This is a genomic window from Metabacillus mesotrionivorans, from assembly GCF_052171315.1.
Lineage (GTDB): Bacteria > Bacillota > Bacilli > Bacillales > Bacillaceae > Bacillus_P.
The window spans coordinates 1-23,487 of sequence record NZ_JBQMFF010000003.1; the positions used below are offsets into that span (position 1 = coordinate 1).

Below are 23,487 nucleotides of genomic sequence, written 5' to 3' on the forward strand. Positions count from 1 at the left end.
TGTATTAGGCACGCCGCCAGCGTTCGTCCTGAGCCAGGATCAAACTCTCCGAAGAAAATTTGTGACTCATAAATGTTGCTGACTTAAAAATTTTAAAACGTTTGGTACGCTTTTGGTTTTGTTTAGTTTTCAAAGATCATTTTCGCTTCCTGCGAAGCTTTATTAGAATAACAAATCACCTTTACAAAGTCAAGCGTTTTTTTTACTTTTCTTTTTCTCAGGCACCGTTGCTCTCACACGTTTTTCGCGGCAACGAATAATAATATACCACGCTGATTTCCCCATTGCAATAGCATTTTTATCTTTTTGCAAAAAAAATGTTATAAAAGAAAACGCACTGAAATCAGCGCGTTTCTGACTCATTTTCTGAATGAAGGAGATTCAGAAGTTTTTGTTTCATTGAAAGAAATTCAGGCGATGTAAAAATATGCTCCGTTCTGGGCCGGCCGAAGGGAACGGGTATTTGTTCAATGATCCTGCCCGGCCTCGGAGAAAATACGGCAATCCTGTCAGAAAGATAGATTGCCTCATCCATATCGTGTGTGATAAAGAGAGCTGTTTTTCCAGAGGTTTCACATATTCTGATAAACCATTTTTGAAGATCAAGCCTTGTCATCGCATCAAGCTTTCCAAAAGGTTCATCCAATAATAGAAGGTCTCTGCCGCTCAGAAAGGCCCTGAGAAAGTTAGCCCTCTGTCTCATTCCTCCGGACAGCATAGATGGATAATGATGTTCAAATCCCTCAAGACCGAACTGCGGAAATAATGAGAGTGCTTCTGCGCGAGCTTTGTCTTTTCCTGTTCCCTGAAGCTCCAAAGGCAAAATAACATTTTCAAGAATCGTTCTCCATGGAAACAGGACATCGCTTTGAGGCATATACCCGGCGTGACCTGTTTGATTCGTTATATCTTTCCCTCTGTAGTGAACAGATCCGACGCTTGGGCTGTTTACCCCGGCGATGATATCCAGAAGCGTGCTTTTTCCGCATCCGCTTGGACCAATGATGCTGACAAATTCCCCTTTTTCTACTATAAGATCAGATGGAAGCAGGACGGTCTGATTTCCAGGATAAGTTTTGCCTGCTCCTTTAAGCGTCAGCATGCTACTTTCCATCCTTCGGCAAAAATTCGTTTGTGTAGGCTTCACTCGGTTCAATGTTTTCTTCAATCAGTTTCTTATCATACATCCAGTCCGCATACCGGTCCCAAACCTCTTCTTTTTGAATGCCCCATTGTTCTGCATCGCCCTTATAATGCTTACTTAGCCACTTCTGGCTCTCCTTTACAAGTTCTTTATTTATTTCAGGCACATGTTTAATGAGAATATCCGCTGCCTCGTCCGGACTTTCAATGGCAAACTCATATCCTTGTGCTGTGGCCTGCATGAAAGCCCCGACCACGTCCTTCTCTTTCTTTATTTTCGACTCGCTTGCAGCAAGGACTGGTGTGTAGTAGTTAAGCGCAGGGTCAAGATCCTTAAGATAGATATAATTCAGTTCGACCCCCTGTCTTTTAGCTTCAATTCCATCCCATCCTTCAAAAATCCATTGAAAGTCTGTATCCCTGCCTATCGATTTAAAGAAATCAGTCGCACCGAGCGTGACGTAATCCACTTTATCAAAGTCTGCGTCATCCTGGTTCATAACAGCACGGATCACTGCTTCTTCAGTTGGTGAACCCCAGCCGCCGTACCGTTTCCCTTCAAAATCTTCAGGCGATACAATTCCCTCTTCTTTCAAAGAGGCAAACGCGGATGTATTTTCCTGAATAATAGCTGCAATTGAAACGACCGGCAGGCCGGCAGATCGTGCATGCGTGATATTTTCCTGGTGGCTGACTGCAAAATCAATCTCGCCCGATGCAAGAATTTGGTCTGCGCTTACTCCCTCACCCGGTTCTACAATTTCAACGTCCAGTCCCGCTTCCTTATAGAAGCCTTTCTCTTTAGCAGCATAAATACCTGTATGATTTGTGTTTGGAAACCAATCCAGCATGACCTTTACTTTTTTTGTTTCTTCAGTTGAGGCGTTCTCAGCTGAACCGCATCCTGTCATCAAAATGGATGCACTGAATACTGTGACGAGAATTTTCCGCAGATTTTTCATTGAATTCCTCCATATCAGTTTTGCTTGTGCGCTTTGTACTTCCAGGGCATTGCCAATCTTGCCAGCAGTTCAATGGCAGCAAAGATTAAGAGACTTAGTGCAACAATAACAATGATCACTGCAAATACCTTTTCTGTTAGAAAAGACTGCGAGGATCTGGTGAGTATAACCCCAAGACCTTTGCTTGCCCCCAGCCATTCACCGATTACCGCCCCCATCACGCTGTATGTTCCCGCAATTTTCAAACCGGAAAAAAAATACGGCATAGAAGCGGGCAGCTTTAATTTAAGAAAGAGCTGGCGCTTACCGGCTCCCATTGTTTTCATCAGCTTGACCATATCCCTGTCAGCCTGGCTGAATCCGTCTGCCAGATTAATAGCAATCGGGAAAAAACAGACTAGCGCTGTTACAATAACCTTCGGCAGCATTCCAAAGCCAAACCAGATAATCAAAAGCGGTGCCAGAGCAATAATCGGAATTGTCTGCGAAAGAACGAGCAGCGGTTCCACAGCACTTCTAATCCATTTGGACTGGTCGATTAAAACAGCAATGGCCACACCTGCAGCTGCCGCAATTAAAAGTCCAAGCAATGCCTCAGAAAGCGTCTGAAGGATATGCACACCGAGCGTTCCTCTCATTTCAAACAATGTAAGAAAAATGTCTGTTGGCTTCGGCAGGATCCACTTCTCAATTTCAAAAAGCGCGACAGCCATTTCCCACATGAAAAGTAAAACAGTCAGAACTCCTGCCGGCAGCGCCATTCCAGGTAAAGATTCAGCGATATTTCTGGAGTTTTTCATCCATAGTTACTCCTTCAGCAGGGCGATAATGAATCTTCATATGCGTCATCACTTCGCTTGCACCTGCAGCGATACAGGCATCCTGAGCCTGTTTGACAATTTCAAGCAGATGATTGAGCTCACCTTCCATAACGGTCTCCATCGCGCCAACTTCATATTTGACACCCGACTGCTGCACCACTTCGATGGCTTTGTCGACAATCTCGTATGTATTCCCGTCTGCTGATTTCGGAAGTACCTGAAATGCTAGATTTACACTGGACATGATTAATTCCTCCTTTTCTTTCTGTGAATCTCTTAGAAAACGCAAAAAAGGCTGCCGGTTAGGGCAGCCTTAAGCATTCGCAAAGTTCATGGAAAATAGACTCTTTTCCTGTATCCCTCCGCTGGCATTACCCAGATCAGGTTAAAGGGTCGATACAAGAATCAGTATCCTCTCAGCCGAGTTCACTCAGCTCCCCCGCTTCTATAAGATTCATGGAAACTATAGCAAGTTTTACAGGACTTGTAAAGAAAGGAAAACACTTTCCGCTATTTTCTGAAAAAAAATAGAATTTAGGCTTGTCGAATTTTGCAGTTTCCTGTATAGTAGTGTCTAAATCATATATCGCATTTGACCACTTGGGGAGCCGCCGGCTGAGAGTGAACGTTATGTTCTGACCCGTTGAACCTGTTAAGTTAAAGCTTACGTAGGGATGTGGCGATGGATTCAAGTGATAACCCAACCAAAGCAGTGCGTGGAAACCATCCGACATTCCCCGCATTGCTTTTTTTCATGGAGAAAAGGCCCCGGTCGAATGCCGAAAAGGGGTAAAATCGTGCAAACAAATAAGCGCCTGGTTTTTTTATTAGAAGCAGCGATTCTTGCTGCAATTGCCTTCCTTTTGGATTTAGCAACAAGCTTTATTGGCAAAATGCCGCAGGGAGGTTCAATTTCACTTGCAATGGTGCCCGTACTGATCATGGGATTTCGCCACGGTCTAAAAGGCGGACTGCTGACAGGCTTTCTCCTCGGCCTTCTGCAGACGGTCATGGGCTATACGACCATTGTCCATCCTGTACAGGGTTTTCTAGATTACTTTGCCGCCTTTACAGTAGTTGGGGCCGGAGGTATTTTTTATAAACAGATTCAGAACTCACTTCATCGTTTAAACAAAGGGCGCCTGATCCTTTATGTCACACTTGCCGCTTTCCTTGGAAGCTTCCTGAGATTTGCAGCCCATACACTCGCAGGCGCCGTCTTTTTCGCTGAGTTTGCTGGAGATCAGCCGGTGCTTCTCTATTCAGCAGGGTACAATGCATCCTACATGATTCCGACATTTATCATCTGTACGATCATTCTTGTGCTGATGCTGCTGACTTCAAAAGCGCTGATAGTAAATAGAAAATAGAGAAAAGCACTGGAAATCCGGTGCTTTTTATCATAATCTCTTCTTTTTCAGCATGTATTAATAGTAATAGATTTCCTAATGGAGGCCATGAAATGAATCTCACATACTCCCTCATGCTGATTGCTTTTTTTCTATCCATCTGTCATTTTTTGTATGGCTACTTTGAAGCGCTGCGGATCAGCGGCGAAGATGGCCCTGTCAGAGGATGGTCCGTTGTTTTTTCATTTCCGCTCGGATTTGTTTTTGCCTATTTTGCAGCGGTTTTTAACCAGCAAATCTGAACAAAAGCGCAAGCGCCAAGGCCCGCTCCGATAGGCAGATAAGAATCCGGCGGAAAAGTCCGGTTTTGACTTTTTTGACGGATTTGTTCTGACAGAGGATCTAGGCGCTTCCGCTTGCCGATGATAACTTTGTTATGTTATCAACGGCCTTTTATTTTTTATAATTCCCTTAACAAAAAGTAGAACCCGGCAGATGTCTGCCGGATCTTTTTTTATGCCTCCGGCGGGATTCGAACCCGCACTCCTTTCGTAAGCATAGGCTAAGGGGAACACGCTTCCCTACGGATTTTCACCGGCAGGAATTCCGCCTGCCTCAGCATAGCTGCTTTTCGGTGCTTCTGAAACCTTTGCCTTGCGACCCGGTTCTACTGTTTCCGGCGCTCTTCCCTTCTAGAGCTACGGAGGCTTATTAAGAGTCCCTGCTTCACAGAGACTCCCGCGGGAGTTTACAGCAGGTTTTCTATTAAACTCTCAACATAGTCGTTCATGTTTCCAAAAGAATATCCTGTCATTTGTGCTTTTGTCACATCCAGCGTCCAGTCACCCGGAAGACCGTACGGGGACGCGTTTTCTTTTGTCACTTCCCCTGTAATGACTGCGGGTTTGTCTGCAGCTCTCTCAATCCTGCCGATCAGTTCTCTCAGGGAGAAATTGTCTTCAAACGCTATATTATACGCTCCTGTCAGCCTTTCTTTTCCTGCATGAAATAGAAAACCTGCAGCATCTTCAGATGAAGTGAAGCTGAAAGAAACATTGTCATTTTTCGCGCCAATGGGCTCTTCCTTTTTCACTTTGTCTACATGAAATAAGAAGCGCTCGGTGTAATCATCTGTTCCGATGACCAGAGCAGGCCTGACAGCCGCAACAGGCACTTTCGCATTCTGGAACAAATACGCTTCGGCACCGCGCTTTGCCTCCTGATAACCGGCCATTCCCCCATATTCTTTACGGTGTTTAAAGGTCGGTTCGAACAAGAGCGGGTCAAAATCCGTTTCCTTTCGCTCTTTGCCAAATTCATAGACAGCCATTGTTGATGTAAAGATATAATGGCCTATTTTACCCTCAAGCGCTTCATAAGCCGTTTTGGCTTCAAGCGGCGAGAAACAGGATTGATCATAGACAGTGTCCCATTGCCTTCCTTCAAAAGCCCGGGTCATTGATTCTTTCTTTTCCCGGTCAATGACAAGACGCTCAACCCCGTCTCCAAAATCATCCCGGGTTCTTCCTCTTGTTGCAACCGTCACAATCACTCCGTCCTCGAGCAGCTTATGAACAAGTCTCTTCCCAAAAAACTGTGTGCCTCCAAGTATTAACGCGGTTTTCAATGCAGTTTCATCTCCTTTTATGTATTCAGCCGCGCTGACAATTCCTTCAGATTCCAGCCGAATGCTGTCTCCGGATGATCGGTGCCTTCAATCTCGTACGTATCCTCTCCCACTTTTTCAGGAGAGTACCGTTCATAGAACCCCTTCGACGGGTTGTCATTCATCACCCACAGCATCATCGATTGATAGTTCAACTTTATCAGCTCCTCTGCTGCCGCACGAACCAGGCACTTACCAACACCTGAGCCTTGTGCTTCTTTCAGAAGATAGATGGCGTATAATTCGCCGTCATAGCCGTATTCCTGAGACCTGGACGGACCAAATCCCGCAAACCCGACAATTTTCCCCTCTTCATCTTCTGCAACGAACACAGTATCCGGATTTATCCTGCACCAGATTTTCTCTTTGCTTTCGTAAGTCATATTTTTTAAAAATGAATCTGCTACGATTCCCTTATACGTTGTCCGCCAGCTGTCAACGTGTACAATGGCAATTTGCTTTGCATCTTCTCTGGCAGCTTTTCTGATCAGTACCTTCATTTTTCAACACTCCTTGCTGACTAAAATTCGACAACTTTCAATAAAAACCCTGTTTCAAAAGGAGTTTCTTTTTTTGCAGAGAATAAGTTTATTAGACTTAATCAATTGGAGGCTTACCGTGAAAATCGTACTTCATGCCGCCCTGTCCATTTTTTATATCGTGTACTTTACCGCCGTCTTTTACATTTTATTTCTCTTTTTAAATATCCCGGCGTCTGTTATTTCCGGCACAATCATATGCCTGCTTCTCCTTGGCCTTTTTATCTATTCCGTATACGAAATGATTCACAGCAAAGAACGTAATCTTCTTTTTTTCAGAGGGCTGTCAGGAACGATCGCCCTTTCGGCAACAAGCATCGGCCTGATCATTACGCTGTTTTTCGTTGTGCTGATGAACATCATGACCACTCATGTGAATTACCAGAGCATCAGCCCGCGTGAAAAATTCGAATTCCAGGTCAATGCCTTTCTTCCGGTTGATCCATACGAAGATTACAAAGACCAGGCAATGACGAAAACAATCTCACATATGACCGTTTTTTATCCGTCACTTAAGAAAAAGGATCTTGAACTGGCAGAAAACGAATTTAAACAGGCAAGAGAAATAAGCAGGCGTCTGCTCGGCGAAATCGAGGATCAGCCTATAGACCTTCTTCTTTTAGACGAATCGCCTGATTCTCTGCACGAGCTTGATTATCTTGATTATATGGGATTTTACGACCACAACAAAAAAACGATGGCAGTTGTCATTCCCGATGAATACAATGCCTCATCTCCTGTTGTGATTGAAACGTTTTACCACGAGTATTCTCATTATTATTTAGAAAAGAAACTTGAGAAGCTTGGCATTGAGCCTTACAAAATCCCGATCTGGTTTAATGAAGGACTGGCTGAATATGCCGGGTATAACGGGAAAGAGGTGCTTATCCCCCTTCAGACTACCGTTTCTTTTTACGATCTCATCAATCCGGGAGACTGGGCAAATGCCCTTGAGAAAAGCACGGACGCAGACATTTATACTCAAAGCTATTATGCGGTAAAGATGCTTGCTGATGAATTTGGAGAAGAGATGATCCTCCAGCTGCTGAAGGAAACAAAAGCAGCCGGAAGCTTTGAAGAAGCCCTTAAAAATAAAACCGGATATACGTATGAAGAGTTAGAGAGAAAATTAAAAGAGCAGTAAAGATGCAAAGAGCACCAGGGAACAGCCCGGGTGCTCTTTGCCGTTTTACACGGCTTGTTTTTCAGGAATTTCTGCTTTGGTTTTTTTCTCAGTCATAAAAAGAAGCACACCGGCAACAATGATTCCGCCGCCAATCACCTGCGTAAGGAGAACCGTTTCCGCCAAAAAGAAATAGGCAAGGATAATTGAGCCCACAGGTTCAAACAGAATGGCGACCGAGATGACATTTGTCGAAATCCATTTCAGCGACCAGTTAAACAGCGAATGCCCAAGCAGGGTCGGCACTGCCGCAAGCAGAAGAAAATACATCCAGTCCTGCTGCGGATAGCCGCTGAGCGGATACTTCAGAGCCAGACAGTAGATTAGAAGTGTCACAGAGCTTACGGCATATACGATGAACGTATAAAGCGTCAGAGAGTGCCTTTTCCTCACGCCCTGGCCAAAAAGAAGGTATGCCGTGACCATCGCGCATGCAGCGAGAGCCAGAAAATCACCAAATAGAGCGAGGCCGCTGATCCTGAAATCCCCCCAGCTGATGACGGCACTGCCGGCAATCGCCAGCAGGGCACTTATTACTCCTCTGACTGAAACCCTTTCTTTAAAAAAGAAATACGTTCCGATAAAAGCAAACAGAGGCTGCAGCGTTACGAGAACAACCGAGCTTGCCACAGACGTGTAGTTCAGAGATTCAAACCAGAGGATAAAATGAAAGGCAAGAAGCACTCCGGCCAGGGCGGAATAGCTCCAGTCTTTCCGTGACATCGTCTTCAGCTGAGGCAGACATTTTGCCAGAAAAAGAGGCAGAACAAGCAGCGTGGAAAAAAACAGCCTGTAAAACGCAATAACCGGCGCAGGAGCAGATGTCAGTTTGACAAGAATAGCGGATGTTGAAACAGCCGCAACCCCCACAGCCAGTGCGATATATGGATATAAAGTTGTTTTATTCATGTTTTTTCTCCTTCACCATTCACTCTTCTCCATTATACTGCATGACGGACCCGGCAATTTGCAGAATATTATTTTCAAAACTTTCAAAAAATAGTTATAATGAAAGCGTAACCATTTTATTGTTCCGGGAGGTCCTATGCAATCACTCAAAAACAAAACCATCGGCCAATTACTGAAAGACACCGTTTCTGCATACGGAAATAGAGATGCGGTCGTCTATTCAAAAGAAAACATCCGCTATACCTATGATGAGTTTTACCGCGAGACAACAAAACTTGCAAAAGCGTTAATCGGACTCGGCGTAAAAAAAGGCGAAAACATTGCCATATGGGCCACGAATGTTCCTGAATGGCTGCTCCTTCAGTTTGCATCAGCCCGCATCGGGGCCGTGCTTGTCACTGTCAACACCAGCTATCAAAGCAGTGAACTCAAGTATTTGCTGCAGCAGTCCGACTCTGCCGCTCTCTTTTTAATCGACGGCTTTAAGGGAACATCTTACGTTGATCTGGTCCGCTCCATCACGACTGAAACCTCTTCAGAAAACAGCTCACAGCCTGCACTCCCTTACTTGAAGAATCTCATTTACATAGGACAAAACGAAGCACCGGAGGGAATGCTCAGCTGGAACGACCTTCTCATCCGCGGCATGAAAGTGACCGATGAAGAACTTGCAGAACGCGAGAGTCTGCTCACACCTGAAGGCGTTATAAACATGCAATATACGTCAGGTACAACCGGTTTTCCTAAAGGCGTTATGCTGACTCATCATAATATCGTCAACAATGGGTTTTTAGTGGCAAGTGCGATGAACTTGACTCATGAAGACCGCCTGTGTATTCCCGTTCCATTTTTCCACTGCTTCGGCTGCGTTCTTGGCGTGCTTGCCTGCGTTTCAGTCGGGGCGGCAATGGTTCCGATTGTGGAATTCGACCCTGACCTTGTTCTTCAGACGGTTCAAAAAGAAAAATGCACCGGGCTTCATGGTGTGCCAACGATGTTTATTGCAGAGCTGAACTCTCCTAATTTCAAAAAATACGATCTTTCCACTTTAAGAACAGGCATTATGGCTGGCTCCACCTGTCCGATTGAGGTGATGAAAAAAGTGATGAACGACATGGGCATGTCTGAGATCACAATCGCCTACGGACAAACAGAATCCTCGCCTGTTATTACGCAGACGACTGTAACAGATTCCATCGAACGCAAAGTGGAAACGGTGGGCAAGGCACATCCGCATGTGGAAGTGAAAATTATTGATCCCGTTACAGGAGAAGAAGTGCCAAGAGGCGTGCAGGGCGAGCTATGCACTAGAGGGTATCTTGTCATGAAAGGCTATTACAAAATGCCGGAGGCTACTGAGGAAGCGATTGATAAGCAGGGCTGGCTTCACACTGGCGATCTGGCCACAATGGATGAGCACGGCTATGTCGTCATCACCGGACGCCTCAAGGATATGATTATCCGCGGAGGCGAGAATGTCTATCCCCGTGAAATTGAAGAGTTCCTTTACCGCCACGAAGACATTATGGATGTTCAGGTGATTGGCGTTCCGGATGAAAAATACGGAGAAAGAGTCGCAGCCTGCATCGTTTTAAAAGAAGGTGCATTACTTACTGCTGATGACGTAAAAGCCTTCTGCAGAGGACAGCTGTCCCATTATAAAATCCCTGAATACTACACCTTTGTAAAAGACTATCCGATGACCGCTTCAGGAAAAATCCAGAAATACAAACTCAGGGAGCAGGTGAAACAGGAACTGGCCAGAGAACTGTCTGAAAAAAGCTGAAAAGAGATTTCCTGCGGGCAAGTTTGATAGAATAACGGCAGAAGGGAGAGATCACCATGCTCGACTATACATTGAACGTAAGAGAAGAACTGAAAAGAGAAACAGAACAAATGACAGATGAACAGCTGAACATGAAACCTTCACAGGACGTCTGGAGCCCCGGACAGATTCTCGACCATCTCTATCTGATGGAAACCGTCATAACAGGCGGGCTCAAGCACGTTTTGATGAACGGCGAGAAAAAGGATGCCTCAGAAAAAGCGCTTGAACTCGTCATTGACCGCTCACGCAAAGTGCCGGCACCTGAAAACCTGAAGCCGGCAGAAGGCCCATTTTCAAAAGAAGAGCTGTTCTCAAAACTTGACCGCTCTAGGCGTGAACTCATCAACTTTGCAGAAACAGCCCCTGAACACGAGCTGGAAGCAAAGGCGATGAAGCATCCGCATCTCGGAGAGCTTTCTCTAAAACAGTGGATTGAATTTATCGGATATCATGAAAAAAGACATCTTCTTCAGCTGCTCGAAGTGCGAAGTGCGGTTTCCTGAAGAGAGGCTCTCACAGAAGACATATAAAAAAGCGCAGACACCGTCTGCGCTTTTTCTGTTCCCGATTATGTACTCAGGAGCATCACCAGCAATACCACTTCTTCCAGATTTCCCATGACTCCTTAGGAACTTGCGGGAAACAGTCTTCCCATTCTTTCTTCGTATACTTTTTCCAGCCCCATCCCCACCAGAATTTGGTCCAGCAATAATAATACTTGCCGTCGTATTTCACCGTATTTGCTTCATACTTGTTTTTCTGGCTGCTTCCATAGTCATATTTCGTATTCTTGTCGCCAAAGAAATAAGAGAAGACCGAATCAAGAAACGAGTCGAACGAATTTTGCTGCGGCTGCGAATAATTGTATCCGGAAGCAAGAGCAGATGTCGGAGCAAAAAGAGCAGAAATAAGGACGAAAGCGATAACTGCATGTTTCCACTTTTTCAGAATGTTCACCTCCTTTTACAAAGATTTCCTGACATTAGTATTTTACACGATAAGTTCTCAATAAAGAACAAAATAGTGTAATAAGCCTATGTAAATTTTGATTCTTTTTGTCCACGAGACATCCAGATAAAGAAAATAATGGTATCATTTAATAGGTCGTACTTAAATAAAAGGAGTTTTGTAATCTTGAATAAAGGACTTAAAATTGCAGCTGCAGCTGCTATGGTATTTTTAACCGCCGGGGTGATTGGCGTCTGGACAATGGTTTACCTGAAAAACACCGGTGCTGGAGAAAATCCAACTGCCGCTGAAACCAACCGGCACCCTCAGCAAGTACAGGATTATGGGGACACAGAAAATCCTGAATACGCTGATGCAGGTGCATTCATCAAAGAATTTCATGGGTTCTATAATCAAACAACCGGCTGGGAAAGAATCAATGATCTGAACATGCCTGACCAAATTGCCCGGGCTGAAGCAGCCAAGGCCTATGCCGGTCATTTCATTCCCCTGACAGAAGATTCCGCTTTAAAAGCAGATCTTAAAGCCATCACCATGCATGCCGACAGTGTCATCGCAGGAAACGGTGACACTGTCCTGACTCTCCACCGTTATTTTCATGATTTAGATATTGCTGTAAATGGATATGTCCATGAGCAAATTTTCGGAGTAACCGAAAGCAAATAAAAACAGTCAAAATTTTTTTCGTTTTGACTGTTTTTTCTATTGCAACATAGTGAATGTCGGAGTATAATTTAGTATATCGCCAGAAGCAACTGGCACTAATTCTATTCGGGGCATTAGCTCAGCTGGGAGAGCGCTACGCTGGCAGCGTAGAGGTCATCGGTTCGATCCCGTTATGCTCCATATCCGGAAACCCTTGTGTAGCAAGGGTTTTTTTGTTTTATAAAATAATTGTCAAACCGCTGCTTTCTTTTATCCTTCCATCTGAAAACTGGCACCCTTCCCCATTTGACTTTCTGTCGCTCTTTCTTATATAGTTTAGTTAACTAAACTTTACTAAAACAACGAGGTCATATGATGAATGTTCTATCAAACCGTCGATTTTTATTCACCTGGTTGTCCGGTGTGTTTGTGACACTCGGATTTTCCATATTCTTTTTGAGTGTATCCTGGCTTACCATTGATGTGCTTGAACAGCCCGGTCTTCTTGGGATGATTATGACAGCCGTTTCTCTTCCAAGAGTGCTGATGATGGTCTTTGGCGGCGTATTTGCAGACCGCTATCAGAAAAGCAGGCTGCTGTTTCTGACAAACATCGTGCAGGCACTGCTCATGGCTGTGATGGTGCTGCTTCACGTGACAGAATCTTATTCGGTTACAGCTCTGCTTGTGATCGCTGTTTCCTTCGGGATTCTTGACGGTATTTCTTATCCTGCTCTTTCATCGCTCCTGCCGACTCTTGTTAAAAAGAAGGAGCTTCACCGCGCCAATTCGCTTTTTCAGGGGTCACTTGAACTGATGTTTGTGATTGGCCCGTTTCTGGCCGGGCTGCTTTTGACGCTTGGAGGATATTCTCTGAGCTTTGGAACCTCGAGTGCACTGATTTTCCTTTCGGCCGCATTGATTCTTCCGAAATGGATCGGCGACTCGGTGCCGGATGCAAAGAAACTGGCGATGCGCTTCGTCATAGACGATTTAAAGGAAGGGATTTCGTATGTGTTCAAAACGCCAGTGCTGCGGTCCGGAACGCTTGCCATCGCCTCTGTTAACCTGTTCGTGATGGGTCCTGTCATTATGAGCATACCCATTCTTGTCGGCGAGCGCGGAGGCACGCCATTTGATCTGAGTCTGATTGAAGGCGGACTTGCAGTCGGAACGTTTGCCGCAAGCTTCCTTATGCTGATGCTCAGGTCGGTGCACCGCGGTCGTTTTGTGTACAGGGCTCTCTTTTTAACTGCAATCGCGTTTTTCTTTTATACCCAGGCCCAGTCCATCTCGCTTCTCGCTCTTACAGCCGGGCTGAGCGGCTTTATGCTGATGCTGGTTTATCTTCCTGCAGTAACGGTCATGCAGGAACACAGTGATCAGGATAAGCTCGGCAGGGTGATGAGCATCATGGCGCTAGCCGCCTCCGGGCTTGAGCCTGTTGCCTTTTCGGTTCTTTCCGTTCTCGTCGCATTGTCCGTGCCTATTCAGACACTCTTGCTTGTCTTTGCAGGATTGATGCTTGCAGCGGGCATCTTCTTATACATCAAGGGCGGCACTCTGCGAAAAACACCTTAACCCGAAAGGAATGAAGCCTGTGGATTCGCTGAAAAAACAGCAAATTGTTCAAATGTACCGACAGATTGATGAGCTTGATCTGCTGCTGACACAATACTTTACCGATTTGAATGATTTTAATCTGACCTATCAGCAGGAACAAATCCTGTTGCTGTTTAAAAGACAAAAGACCTGGACAACAACGGAAATTGCCCTGCGCATGAATATTTCGAAGAGCGCAGTCAGCCAGGTGTTAAAAGTACTTCAGCAGGAGACATTCATCCGGAAGGAAAAAAACCCGGAAAACCTTCGCGAAAGCTTTATTCATCTTGATGTGCAGGGAGTGGCTTATTCCAAAAAAATTGACGAGATTGAAGATCGTCTGACTGAGGAATTATTTTCTCTCTTTGCTGAGGATGATTTGAATACGGTAACGAAAGCATTCAACTTGATGATTAATTATCTTAAAAAGTAATGTAACCTCCGGGAATACGAGTTGCAAAACTGGAAAAAACAAAAGAGAAAGAGCTGCAGCCTAAAGCATGCAGCTCTTTCCTTTACCTAAAACTTAAACTTTCTCAGTTCTTCCTGAAGCTCGCCTGCGATCTGGCTCAGTGAAGCAGCCGAAGCTGAAACCTCCTGCATGGCCGAAAGCTGTTCTTTTGAAGAAACAGCAGCACTTTTTGAATTCATGGATGTATCAGCCGCTGCGTTTGCAAGCGAGTGGATTCGTTCGTTTACGTGCTTGGATGCCCCTGCCATTTCTTTTGCATATCTGGACACGTCTTCAATTTTTTCAGAGACTAAATGGATGGAAGAAATGATGTTCTGAAAAGCATGACCGGCTTCGTTCATAGCCTCAGTTCCTTTTTTCACTTCGCCTTCCCCCTGTGCCATGGAAGAAATAGCAGTACTTGCATCATTTTGAATCTGGCCGATCAGCTCATCAATTTGATCAGCTGATTCTTTGGACTGTTCAGCAAGCTTTCTTACTTCATCGGCTACAATGGCAAAGCCCCTTCCGTGCTCGCCAGCCCGAGCAGCTTCAATGGCGGCGTTCAATGACAGAAGATTTGTCTGATCTGCAATTCCTGTAATCATTTCCGCAATTTTTCCGATTTCTTTTGACCTGTTCCCCAGGTTCGAAAGCAGGTTTGATGTGGTGGCAACAGAGGATTGTATGGCGTCCATTTGCACAACCGCTTTTTTTACTAGAATATTTCCTTCTGATGCCTGCTTTGCAGCTGTCTGTGATTCTTTTGAAACCTCAGCTGAGGATTCAGCAATCTGAAGGACTCCGCCTGCCATCTCTTCCATGGAGAGAACTGAGCGATTGGCACTTTCAGATGAAGTGGTGGCATCTTCTGCTATCCCCTGGATGGTCGCTGTCACCTGCAGGGCAGAGGCAGAAGACTGTTCTGCCGAAGCATCAAGCTGCTGGGAAGCTGCAGCAACCTGGCTTGAGGTTTCTGAAACCCGCTGCATAAACGCCTTTAAATTCACTGTCATCGCATTGGAAGCAAGAATCAGGCGGCCAATCTCATCCTGTGATTTCGTCTGGATCATGTCGCCGTTAAGGTCTCCTTCTGAAATAGTCTCAAGCCTGTTCACAATAAGTGCGGCAGCTCTTGAAATTCCGCCGGCACTGATCAGGCCGACAATGAGCGCTGCAGCAAATGCGAGCACGGATGCAACAATAATAATAAGTTCTGATTGGGAGCCAGTTTGAAGCGCCTCTGATGTTTGGTCCTTTGTAATGCTGTTTTGTATTTCTACAACATCAGACCAAGCATCAATGGCCTCCTGGCTGTATGGAAGGCATTTTTCCTCCATCAGCTGAATGGCCTCATCCTTTTGTCCGCTGTCGTACAATGGGATGATTTCTTCCACAACAAGCTTTCTCCACTTGATGGTTTTTTCATCGGCCTCTGTCAGAGCGGACTCTACTTCTTTGGAAATCTCCCCGTTTTTAATCGCCTCGTGGAGGACTTTTTCCTTTTCTATCGCCTGTTCTGTTTCTTCTAAAAATTGCTCTTTAAACTCATCCCGGTCAAACAAAATATAATCCCGCGCAATCTTCGCACGGTTTGCCACGCTGAATGTCATCGAATTTGCAGATTCCAAAAACGCAAGGTCGTTCTCTGTAATCTCCTCTACGTCTCCTGAAATCCGGTTGATTGTCACATAGCTGAACACGGCAATAATAACCAGCAGCATTAAGACAATGGCATAGCTCATTAAGATTTTCCATTTAATGCTTTTCATCTTTTCCTCCCCATGCGGAATCTCTTTCTGGTCATACGGCACAGCGCCGTCATGATCAGTCCTGTTCTTAATGGCCGGTTGCGCTACTTGCTCCTGATTGTCCAAGCGCCCATATATAGACAATCCATCACTGCATTCCAATTTTTTTATCACCATTATTATCGGACTGATTAATCATCACTTTAAGAGCTGCTTCTGGAAGGGGAAAAAATATTTTTGTGAGGAAGAAATCAGTTTTTACTAAAAGCCTGAATCCGTCTGTTTTTCAGTTCAGCCACATAGATTGTTCCATTCTTATCCACTGCAATATCATGAGGAATTTTCATCTGGCCTTCTTTACTGCCCCATGTGCCGAATCGCTCAAGTATTGTTCCTTGTTTGTCTAAGACAATGACCTGGCTTGTAACGTTTCCTTCTGCGCCGTCAAGGGAATCGCCGCCGTCCACAACGTAAATGTTTCCGTCCCTCGCCGCTTCTACACCAAACGGCCTGCCAATCTCCGGCATGTCCCAGCGGTCAAGATACTGTCCATTTTTATCAAATACCTGTATGCGTGCATTGCTGCGGTCTGCGACATAGATTCTGCCTTCGCTGTCGCTGCTTATTCCGTGCGGCAAGTTGAATTCTCCCGGCTGGTCTCCATGCTGATTAATCTGCCATTCCAGTTTTCCTTCACTATCAAATTTCGCTATTCTCCGGTTTCTGTAGCCGTCTGAGACAGCGAATGAACCGTCATCCATGACTGTTACATCTGTAGGACGCGCAAATGTGTATTCATCCATGAAAACAGGAAAGTTTGGAAGCAGATTTCGAATGCGGAGGCTCCATTCCATACCCGTCCGGTACTCACTCCCAAATGATTGCATAAGCTTCCCCTCTGGACTCAATTTAAAAACCTTGTTCAAAGAAACGTCTGTCACCCAGATATTATCCTCGCTGTCGATTTCAAGACCATGCGGAGATTTAAACATGCCTTCTCCCAAAGTTCTTTTAACCTTTTTTGTTTTTCCGTCCAAAACGACAATCGTTGGTTCTTTAATAAAATCTTTTCCGCTGTACTCTCCGCTTGCTCTGTGAAAATAGTAAATATCCCCTTCAGAGTTCACCGCCACACCGCTTGCTTCACCAGCCCTGCTTTTCTCTTCAGGCGTTTTCGGCCAAAGGACTTCAGCCGAGTATGTTTTTGTTCCTGTTATTTCAACCGGCTTTTCTTTAAAAATAATTTCTGATCCTCCCTGGCTGAACCATACGATTAATCCTGTGATGCTGAGTGCTGCCAAAAGAAGAGTTTTTATTTTATTCATGCTTTATTCCTCCAATAAACCTAGATAATGATGACTCTGCCTATCGTAAAGGAATCTTCTTCATTTATAAACGGACGTCAGGATGGAGTTGACTAGGACCTGAGACGCAGAAAAAAACACTCAGAATTTCTGAGTGTCTCAAACAGCGTCTATTTTTTTGAAACGGAAGAATCAATCAACTCCCAATCCTGAAACTCCCCTTCGCCTGCATTCTGTATCTCAGCGGCCGTTCCATTCTCAGGGGTGCCGTTTTCAACTCCCAGTACTTTGCCGCTGTTGACAGCAATGAAGCGGTAGGTTCCATCCCACTGGTCAGCAATTCTCCATTGCTGGTTGCCGTAGCCGAAATACTCCCATATTTGCACAGCGTCTCCGGCATTGACTCCTGAAGCATCCAGCACGAATTTGCTGTCGCCTGCGTGAATCTTATAAGCTCCGGGTGCAGCGTTTTCTATCTTCCATACATGTTCCCCGCCCGGCTGAAGTCTTGTTTTAGAGCCATTGTCCTTTCCTTCAGGTACAAGGAATTTCCCGCTTGTCTTCTCGGCGATTTTAAAGGAAGCCGTGCTCTCGATGATGGTCCTGCCGGCTATCTTCCCATTTGCAGTTGACGCAGTGATGATGCTTCGTCCGTGGCCTGTCATACGGATTTCTGCGCTGTCATCATCTGTTTTTTTGATTTCTGCTGCATCAGGATTACTTGAGTGCCATTTTAGTTTTTGATGCTTGCCTGTTACGGATGCAGAAAGCTTATGCACACCTCCAAGCGGAAGGGTCACTTTTTTATGATCCATGACGACTGCGGCAGAACCCTCACCTTCCTTCCAAACCCCTTTTAACGGGTACACATCAAGGGAAACAATTTTCACGCTTCCTCCTTTCGTGTAAAAGCTCATCCCGTCACTTGTTCCGTCAGGAAAGATCACATTGGAGAAAACGGCCGCGCCGTCGTTTCCGAACACCTCTACAGAAGATTCATCCACAAAGATACTGAATTTCACCCGCCTGTTCTTAGGTTCAGGGCTGGTTTCATGATAAGTCGAGAACTTGTCGGAGAAACTGACGTCTCCAGATTGAGACCGGTCAAAAAACACGATGCCCTCTGAAGCCTTGTAGCCCGCAATCGTTTTTTGAGAATCGGATTCTCTCAGCCCGAATCCGAATTCTGCCTTGCTGTTTTCAGGCAGTTCTATTTCCGCTTCAATTTCATACGATGTAGCATTTATATCCGCCAGCAGGTTTGCATCGTCAGGCTTCACAGTTTTGTTGCTCCACGAGAAACCGGCGCTTCTTAACTGCTCAAGCTCTTCAACAGGATTCTGGAACAATCTTACGCCTTCTCCAGGAACGGTTTTGAGCGTCAGTTCACGCGGAACCGACATTTGGCCTTTCCACGGTGATGTCGGGAAAGCGAATGGATAATCCCAGTTGCTCATCCAGCCCAGTGAGATTCTGCGCCCGTCTTCTTCCGGAATATCCGCAAACGACATCGCTGCATACATTTCCTTGCCGAACTCGTTTTTCAGCACTTTTCCAGCTGGATGATCGCTCTCGAAACGGTTTCCGTCAAAGGTCCCCGTAAAATATTCAGAATCCGACCCGCCTGTTTTCGGATTGGCACCGGTACTGATGGACAGCACCCATTTCTTTTTGGACGGATCTCCGTCTACCGGCAGCTGAAAGAAATCCGGGCATTCCCACACTCCCCCTCTGACGTAGTCACCATAGCCGAATGATTCAATCATTTCCCAGTCCAGAAGATTTTGAGATGTAAAGAAACGGATATGATCTCCTCCGGAAATGACCATCACCCACTGATTATGCTCCCCGTCCCATACGACTTTTGGATCTCTGAAATCCCAGCCTTCTCCGCCGTAGAATTCCCCGATATTCGGGATAATGGGATTGCCGTCATAAAATTCCCACGTCCGGCCTTTATCTTTGCTGTAGGCAACGCCGACCTTCTGATCGCCATTGTGTTTTTCAGGATTAAAGGAAGTATAGAAGGCAATCAGTCCGGAACCTTCTTTATCAAATAATCCGGACGCATTCGTTTTGTCTACTACAGCAGACCCTGACCAGGCGTGCCCCATTTCATTCCAGGGAATGGCAATCGGAAGCCTTTTCCAGTGAACAAGATCCGTGCTGACCGCATGCGCCCACTTTCCGCCGTCCTGATGGAAAAGATGATACTCTCCCTCATAGTAAACGAGGCCATTAGGATCGCTTGCATACCCCCTTGCCTGTGTAAAGTGATACTGCGGGCGGTAAAGCTCAGAATAATACGTGTCATGCTGTTCTCCGTATACATGCTGGAAAAAGGCTGTGCCGTTGTATACATTTAATCCGTATTTTCCGCTTGAATAGGCTGAGTCTTTTGCAGAAATGGCCGGATCAGCATAGCCGTCAAAATAGACCTTCAAATCATCTCCGACCGCATGAATCTCAACATGATAGAGTTTGCCGGGCTCTAAATTCCTCTCCGCCATGCCAAGGGTACGGTCTCCTTTCAAATCGAGCAAACGGATTCGGTTCAGATTGGGATCCAGTGTCAGCATGTAGCCTTCACTGGCATCCGCTTTTCCTCTGAAAACAAGACCTGCCGTACCGAATGGAGTTTGGGAATCTATTTTCAAATCGGCTTCAAGGACAAAATCATCCCCTTCTGTTTCAGCCATCCGAAAGGTATTTTCTTCTGGCGGACTCGTTCCTCCAACACCTTCAAGATGAGGCGCCCATTCTCCATTAACCGGCTGCCAGCCCTCCAGGTTGGACTGAAGATCACTCAGCTGAATGTTTTGAAAGACGGCATGTCCGTCAGCATGAAAACCCAAAAATCCTTTTGAATTTGAACGGTCTTCAGCTTCTAAAACCGGCTTACCTGCGTTTTGCCAAAATACCTGCAGGGAAGAGCCCTCTGCTTTGACCTTTACGTGATAAAGCGTTCCATGGTCAATCGTCATCTGTTTCTCTGCAAGTATCTTTTTCTTCTGAACGTCCACTAGCTGCACCTTGTCTTCTCCGGCATCAGCCTTTACCTGATATGCTTTTGTGCCGGTTTTGTCTGATCTGAAAAGCAGAGAGGCGGAGGCGTCCCTTTCTTTTATTAGGAGATTTGATTCAAAAATGAAATCTTTTGAAGAAACCGTTGAAACGGAATAGTGTTCCCCACCCTCTCCAGCCAGTGCTTCCAGCCCGTCAGGTCCAGCCTGCCAGTTTCCTTTTTTCATAGAAAGGCCCGTCAGGTTTGTCCGTATTTCGTGCAGCTTCACTTTGCTGAAATGAAGAGTTCCGTTCTCGGCCTGAAATCCTGTATATCCCTTTGAAAAGCTGTGGTCCGTAGCCTCCATAACGGTTTTCCCGTTTACAGAAACCGTTATGGAACGGCCATCTGCCACTGTTTTAACTTTTACGCCGTCTGAATTCTTCAGCTTCACCGGCACAGTTTTTAACGCGCGGCCTTGATTCAGCGTTCCAAGTGATATCGTGCTTTTTTTTGCATCAAGCCTCACTTTATACCCTTCTGTCCCTGTTTCATTTGCCCGAAAAACAAGGGATGCTGCACTTTTTTTCTCCAGTTTCATTGTTGCTTCATACTCAAGATAACCGGACGTTTCTGAATTCGACAGGATGAGAGCCGGCTGTTTTGCCGCTTTTCCCCTTAACGATCCGTCTGAATCCTTTGTCCAGCTGCCTGACAAAGCTGAATATCCGAAAATGGCAGTATTCCGCTCGTTCGCTGCCCCTTTGAACTCAGTTAAGGAAAAAGCAGAAAAAAGCAAAGCTGCCGCAGCTGCCAGTTTGAGAAGCGTTCTTTTTTTCATTTCATCCATCCCCTCCCTGCAATAATTAAGCGCTTACATTATTTCCTTTTAAAAAAACGGGACGTATTTAATCAATCCCGTTATCTGCTGATAATCTTTTGACCGTTTCAATTGAAGGCATTGCAGCAATGGCTCCAATCTTTGTACAGACTGCGGCTCCCGCCACGTTGCTGAAGGCCGTCATTCTTTTTACCGCTGCCATGTCAGAAGCGGCTTCTCTCGGATTCTCCCCGTCTGCAAGCTGATAAAGAAACGCGCCGACAAAGGCGTCTCCGGCACCCGTGGAATCGATGGACTTCACCTTTATACTTGAAACAGCGGCTCTTTCTTTCCGGTTTGAAACCACGGTTCCTGCACTTCCTAATGTAACGGCAATCAGCCCGCTGCAGGACTTGTGCAGCGCATCAAGGCCTGCCTGGATACTTTCTTCTCCTGAAATAAGCGCCAATTCCTCCCCGCTCATTTTGATAAAATCAGCGAGTTTCAATGCCTCTTGAGTAAGGCTAATAAACAGGCTTTCTCTTCCCTTCCACAAATCCTGTCTGTAGTTTGGATCGAACGAAATGAATTTTCCCATGCCCTTTGCTTTTCCCATTGTATCCAAGTACATGGAACGCAGCGGTTCTTCCAGCAGGGCTGTCGCCGAACCAAAATGGAGGATGGACGCCTGATTCCACTTTTCTTCATCTATATCCCGCTCCGTTAAAAAACCGTCTGCTCCTCTATTGAAAAGAAAGTCCCGTTCACCGTTTTTTTGAAGAGATACAAACGCAAGCGTCGTTTTATGATCAGGATCAAAAACAAGCATGGATGTATCTGCGCCCGCATCATCCAGCGTTTTCTTCAGAAACTGCCCGAACGGATCATTCCCGGCTTTGCCGCAAAAGGAAGCCCTGCCGCCAAGCTTGGCAATTGCCGCACAAACATTCGCGGGTGCTCCTCCTGCCTGCTTTTCAAACTTCTTTCCTTCTGCAAGATGGACATCCGGTTCCATGCAGTAAAAATCAATCAGTCCTTCTCCGATGCAAATAACAGACCTTTCCACATCCATCACTCCTGCCCCTTCCATATGGAGGAGAGTTCATGCACCTCGAGTGATTTGACATGTACCGTTCCGCCTTTTGACGCCACCTGCAAAACACTCTCCTTCGGCTGAGGAAAAATCAGGCCAGTGATGGCACATTCTCCGTCATTTCCGAAAATCTCGATGGATGATGCATCAAGCAGCAGCTGCAGACGGATACAGCGATTCTTCATCTTTAACGGCGCCTCCTGAACGGCAGGAAAGGACGCTGAAAAGTCAGATTCCCCGGAGTGTGTTCTGTCTGCTGAAAGGATTTCAGACTGCGGGTCATAACTGATGGCCGTTCTTTCTGTTTCTGAATGAAGGATCATCAGCTCCAGCCCGGCATCCCCCTCAAACTCAGCCTCCAGGTTCAGTTCCATCAAAGTACTTTTCAATGGAATCACTGCGTGTTTTTCTGCGGACACAAAAAGATCGTGACAGGTTTTTCCTGCTTTTCTAAGGTCCTGTATTTCCGGGACCGGTTTCTGGATAAGATGAAGGCCGTCTTTACCTGCAGAAAGTGACAGCTCCCTCGGGAACGTCATAGCGCCGCGCCATTCCCCTGTCGGCACTTGATTGGCATATCGCCAGTTGCTCATCCACCCCATGTATATGCGGCGGTCAGGAAGGTCTGAGAAGCTTACGCCTGCATAGTTGTCTCTGCCGTGATCAAGCCACAGCACCTCATCTTTTTCACGGTCATTCACAAAGGTTTCTCCGTTAAATTCACCGATAAAATACTGAGTTCTCGACCCCTCTGAGTAATCACCTGTATCACCCAGACTGACGAGCATGACCCATTTCTCCTTCCCTTCACCTGCAGGAAGCGGAAAGAGGTCGGGGCACTCCCAGAAACCCGCGTGTGATCCTTCTGCAAATTCACTCGCAAACTGCCAGTCTATCAAGTTTTCCGACTTATAAATAGTCGCACTTTGTCCTGTGGCAAGAATCATAATCCAGCGCTGCGTATCCATGTGCCAGAACACTTTTGGATCCCGGTAATCGGTCTTCGATTCATCTGTAAGAACGGGATTGCCGCTGTATTTTGACCAGGTCCGCCCGTTATCGCTGCTGTACGCAAGGCATTGCCGCTGACGGGCCCTGTCCGTGCCCGGATAGGTGTCATGACTCGTATAAACGGCGACAAGTCCCGGTTCATCACCGAAAAAACCGGTTGAGTTTTTCCAGTCAACGACCGCGCTTCCAGAGAAAATGGCTCCGTGTTCATCCGGAGACAGGGCAACCGGAAGATGCTCCCAGTGAATCAGATCCCTGCTCACCGCGTGCCCCCAGTGCATGGGACCCCAAACTGTGCTGTAAGGGTGATACTGATAAAACAAATGATATTCGCCTTCAAAATACACCATTCCGTTAGGATCATTCATCCACTTCTCCTTCGGTGAAAAGTGAAACTGCGGGCGGTATTTTTCTGATAGAATCGGCTTCACTTAAAA

Annotated in this window: 21 protein-coding genes, 1 tRNA gene and 3 riboswitches; of the genes, 9 read left to right on the forward strand and 13 right to left on the reverse strand. The window is 45.9% G+C overall.

Annotation, left to right across the window (positions count from 1 at the left end):
- Nucleotides 1-343: 343 nt before the first annotated feature.
- Genes ACTSEZ_RS09975 through ACTSEZ_RS09990 form a run of 4 tightly spaced genes read right to left on the reverse strand, consistent with a single transcriptional unit; the run spans nucleotide 344 to nucleotide 3,173 of the window.
- A complete protein-coding gene (locus ACTSEZ_RS09975; RefSeq protein ID WP_369734096.1) occupies nucleotides 344-1,102 on the reverse strand; it encodes an ABC transporter ATP-binding protein in 759 nt (252 codons plus the stop codon).
- 1 nt (nucleotide 1,103) lies between these two features.
- A complete protein-coding gene (locus ACTSEZ_RS09980; RefSeq protein ID WP_369734097.1) occupies nucleotides 1,104-2,105 on the reverse strand; it encodes an ABC transporter substrate-binding protein in 1,002 nt (333 codons plus the stop codon).
- Between the two features lie 14 nt (nucleotides 2,106-2,119).
- Nucleotides 2,120-2,905 (reverse strand): ABC transporter permease, encoded by a 786-nt coding sequence (locus ACTSEZ_RS09985; protein WP_369734098.1) that lies wholly within the window; start codon nucleotides 2,903-2,905, stop codon nucleotides 2,120-2,122.
- Nucleotides 2,880-3,173, reverse strand: a complete 294-nt coding sequence (locus ACTSEZ_RS09990) for a thiamine-binding protein (RefSeq protein WP_369734468.1) — start codon at nucleotides 3,171-3,173, stop codon at nucleotides 2,880-2,882. Before ACTSEZ_RS09990 ends, ACTSEZ_RS09985 begins: the two co-directional genes overlap by 26 nt.
- 92 nt (nucleotides 3,174-3,265) lie before the next feature.
- Nucleotides 3,266-3,377, reverse strand: a riboswitch (TPP riboswitch).
- 140 nt (nucleotides 3,378-3,517) lie between these two features.
- Nucleotides 3,518-3,618: riboswitch (TPP riboswitch) on the forward strand.
- Nucleotides 3,619-3,723: 105 nt separating this feature from the next.
- On the opposite strand from ACTSEZ_RS09990, the gene thiT reads away from it, so the two are divergent.
- Complete coding sequence (gene thiT, locus ACTSEZ_RS09995) at nucleotides 3,724-4,296, forward strand: energy-coupled thiamine transporter ThiT (protein WP_369734099.1); 573 nt, start codon at nucleotides 3,724-3,726, stop codon at nucleotides 4,294-4,296.
- Nucleotides 4,297-4,388: 92 nt separating this feature from the next.
- Nucleotides 4,389-4,577 carry a hypothetical protein gene (locus tag ACTSEZ_RS10000; RefSeq protein WP_369734100.1) on the forward strand — a complete coding sequence of 63 codons (189 nt, stop codon included), beginning with the start codon at nucleotides 4,389-4,391 and terminating at the stop codon, nucleotides 4,575-4,577.
- 446 nt (nucleotides 4,578-5,023) lie between these two features.
- Here ACTSEZ_RS10000 and ACTSEZ_RS10005 read toward each other — a convergent pair whose 3' ends face one another.
- Both ACTSEZ_RS10005 and ACTSEZ_RS10010 read right to left on the reverse strand, forming a co-directional pair.
- Nucleotides 5,024-5,902: an NAD-dependent epimerase/dehydratase family protein gene (locus tag ACTSEZ_RS10005; protein WP_369734101.1), complete on the reverse strand. Its 879-nt coding sequence runs from the start codon at nucleotides 5,900-5,902 to the stop codon at nucleotides 5,024-5,026.
- Nucleotides 5,903-5,919: 17 nt separating this feature from the next.
- Nucleotides 5,920-6,441: a GNAT family N-acetyltransferase gene (locus ACTSEZ_RS10010; RefSeq protein ID WP_369734102.1), complete on the reverse strand. Its 522-nt coding sequence runs from the start codon at nucleotides 6,439-6,441 to the stop codon at nucleotides 5,920-5,922.
- 118 nt (nucleotides 6,442-6,559) lie between these two features.
- Here ACTSEZ_RS10010 and ACTSEZ_RS10015 point away from each other — a divergent pair, with 118 nt between their 5' ends.
- Complete coding sequence (locus tag ACTSEZ_RS10015) at nucleotides 6,560-7,624, forward strand: peptidase MA family metallohydrolase (protein ID WP_369734103.1); 1,065 nt, start codon at nucleotides 6,560-6,562, stop codon at nucleotides 7,622-7,624.
- Nucleotides 7,625-7,669: 45 nt separating this feature from the next.
- On the opposite strand, the gene ACTSEZ_RS10020 is transcribed toward ACTSEZ_RS10015, so the two are convergent.
- Nucleotides 7,670-8,572 (reverse strand): DMT family transporter, encoded by a 903-nt coding sequence (locus tag ACTSEZ_RS10020; protein WP_369734104.1) that lies wholly within the window; start codon nucleotides 8,570-8,572, stop codon nucleotides 7,670-7,672.
- A 136-nt stretch (nucleotides 8,573-8,708) separates the two neighbouring features.
- Between ACTSEZ_RS10020 and ACTSEZ_RS10025 the strand changes: the two genes are divergently transcribed.
- On the forward strand, nucleotides 8,709-10,358 hold the full coding sequence (locus ACTSEZ_RS10025) for an AMP-binding protein (RefSeq protein WP_369734105.1): 1,650 nt from the start codon (nucleotides 8,709-8,711) through the stop codon (nucleotides 10,356-10,358).
- Nucleotides 10,359-10,414: 56 nt separating this feature from the next.
- Complete coding sequence (locus ACTSEZ_RS10030; protein ID WP_369734106.1) at nucleotides 10,415-10,903, forward strand: DinB family protein; 489 nt, start codon at nucleotides 10,415-10,417, stop codon at nucleotides 10,901-10,903.
- An 82-nt stretch (nucleotides 10,904-10,985) separates the two neighbouring features.
- On the opposite strand, the gene ACTSEZ_RS10035 is transcribed toward ACTSEZ_RS10030, so the two are convergent.
- A complete protein-coding gene (locus ACTSEZ_RS10035) occupies nucleotides 10,986-11,357 on the reverse strand; it encodes a hypothetical protein (protein WP_369734107.1) in 372 nt (123 codons plus the stop codon).
- A gap of 177 nt (nucleotides 11,358-11,534) precedes the next feature.
- On the opposite strand from ACTSEZ_RS10035, the gene ACTSEZ_RS10040 reads away from it, so the two are divergent.
- The 4 genes from ACTSEZ_RS10040 to ACTSEZ_RS10055 all read left to right on the forward strand — a co-directional run bounded on the left by ACTSEZ_RS10040 (nucleotide 11,535) and on the right by ACTSEZ_RS10055 (nucleotide 14,049).
- Nucleotides 11,535-12,035, forward strand: coding sequence for a hypothetical protein (locus ACTSEZ_RS10040; RefSeq protein WP_369734108.1), 501 nt, complete (start codon nucleotides 11,535-11,537; stop codon nucleotides 12,033-12,035).
- Between the two features lie 107 nt (nucleotides 12,036-12,142).
- Nucleotides 12,143-12,215, forward strand: a tRNA-Ala gene (locus ACTSEZ_RS10045).
- A 174-nt stretch (nucleotides 12,216-12,389) separates the two neighbouring features.
- On the forward strand, nucleotides 12,390-13,595 hold the full coding sequence (locus ACTSEZ_RS10050) for an MFS transporter (RefSeq protein WP_369734109.1): 1,206 nt from the start codon (nucleotides 12,390-12,392) through the stop codon (nucleotides 13,593-13,595).
- 10 nt (nucleotides 13,596-13,605) lie between these two features.
- Nucleotides 13,606-14,049, forward strand: a complete 444-nt coding sequence (locus ACTSEZ_RS10055; protein ID WP_369734469.1) for a MarR family winged helix-turn-helix transcriptional regulator — start codon at nucleotides 13,606-13,608, stop codon at nucleotides 14,047-14,049.
- Between the two features lie 86 nt (nucleotides 14,050-14,135).
- On the opposite strand, the gene ACTSEZ_RS10060 is transcribed toward ACTSEZ_RS10055, so the two are convergent.
- The 5 genes from ACTSEZ_RS10060 to ACTSEZ_RS10080 all read right to left on the reverse strand — a co-directional run bounded on the left by ACTSEZ_RS10060 (nucleotide 14,136) and on the right by ACTSEZ_RS10080 (nucleotide 23,481).
- Nucleotides 14,136-15,839, reverse strand: a complete 1,704-nt coding sequence (locus tag ACTSEZ_RS10060; RefSeq protein WP_369734110.1) for a methyl-accepting chemotaxis protein — start codon at nucleotides 15,837-15,839, stop codon at nucleotides 14,136-14,138.
- 63 nt (nucleotides 15,840-15,902) lie between these two features.
- A riboswitch (cyclic di-GMP riboswitch) is annotated at nucleotides 15,903-15,987 on the reverse strand.
- A gap of 82 nt (nucleotides 15,988-16,069) precedes the next feature.
- On the reverse strand, nucleotides 16,070-17,143 hold the full coding sequence (locus ACTSEZ_RS10065; RefSeq protein WP_369734111.1) for a peptidyl-alpha-hydroxyglycine alpha-amidating lyase family protein: 1,074 nt from the start codon (nucleotides 17,141-17,143) through the stop codon (nucleotides 16,070-16,072).
- A gap of 149 nt (nucleotides 17,144-17,292) precedes the next feature.
- Entirely contained in the window at nucleotides 17,293-20,967 is a 3,675-nt protein-coding gene (locus tag ACTSEZ_RS10070) for a GH32 C-terminal domain-containing protein (protein WP_369734112.1), read from the reverse strand.
- Between the two features lie 67 nt (nucleotides 20,968-21,034).
- On the reverse strand, nucleotides 21,035-22,018 hold the full coding sequence (locus ACTSEZ_RS10075) for a carbohydrate kinase family protein (protein ID WP_369734113.1): 984 nt from the start codon (nucleotides 22,016-22,018) through the stop codon (nucleotides 21,035-21,037).
- Nucleotides 22,018-23,481 (reverse strand): glycoside hydrolase family 32 protein, encoded by a 1,464-nt coding sequence (locus tag ACTSEZ_RS10080; protein WP_369734114.1) that lies wholly within the window; start codon nucleotides 23,479-23,481, stop codon nucleotides 22,018-22,020. Before ACTSEZ_RS10080 ends, ACTSEZ_RS10075 begins: the two co-directional genes overlap by 1 nt.
- Nucleotides 23,482-23,487 lie beyond the last annotated feature (6 nt).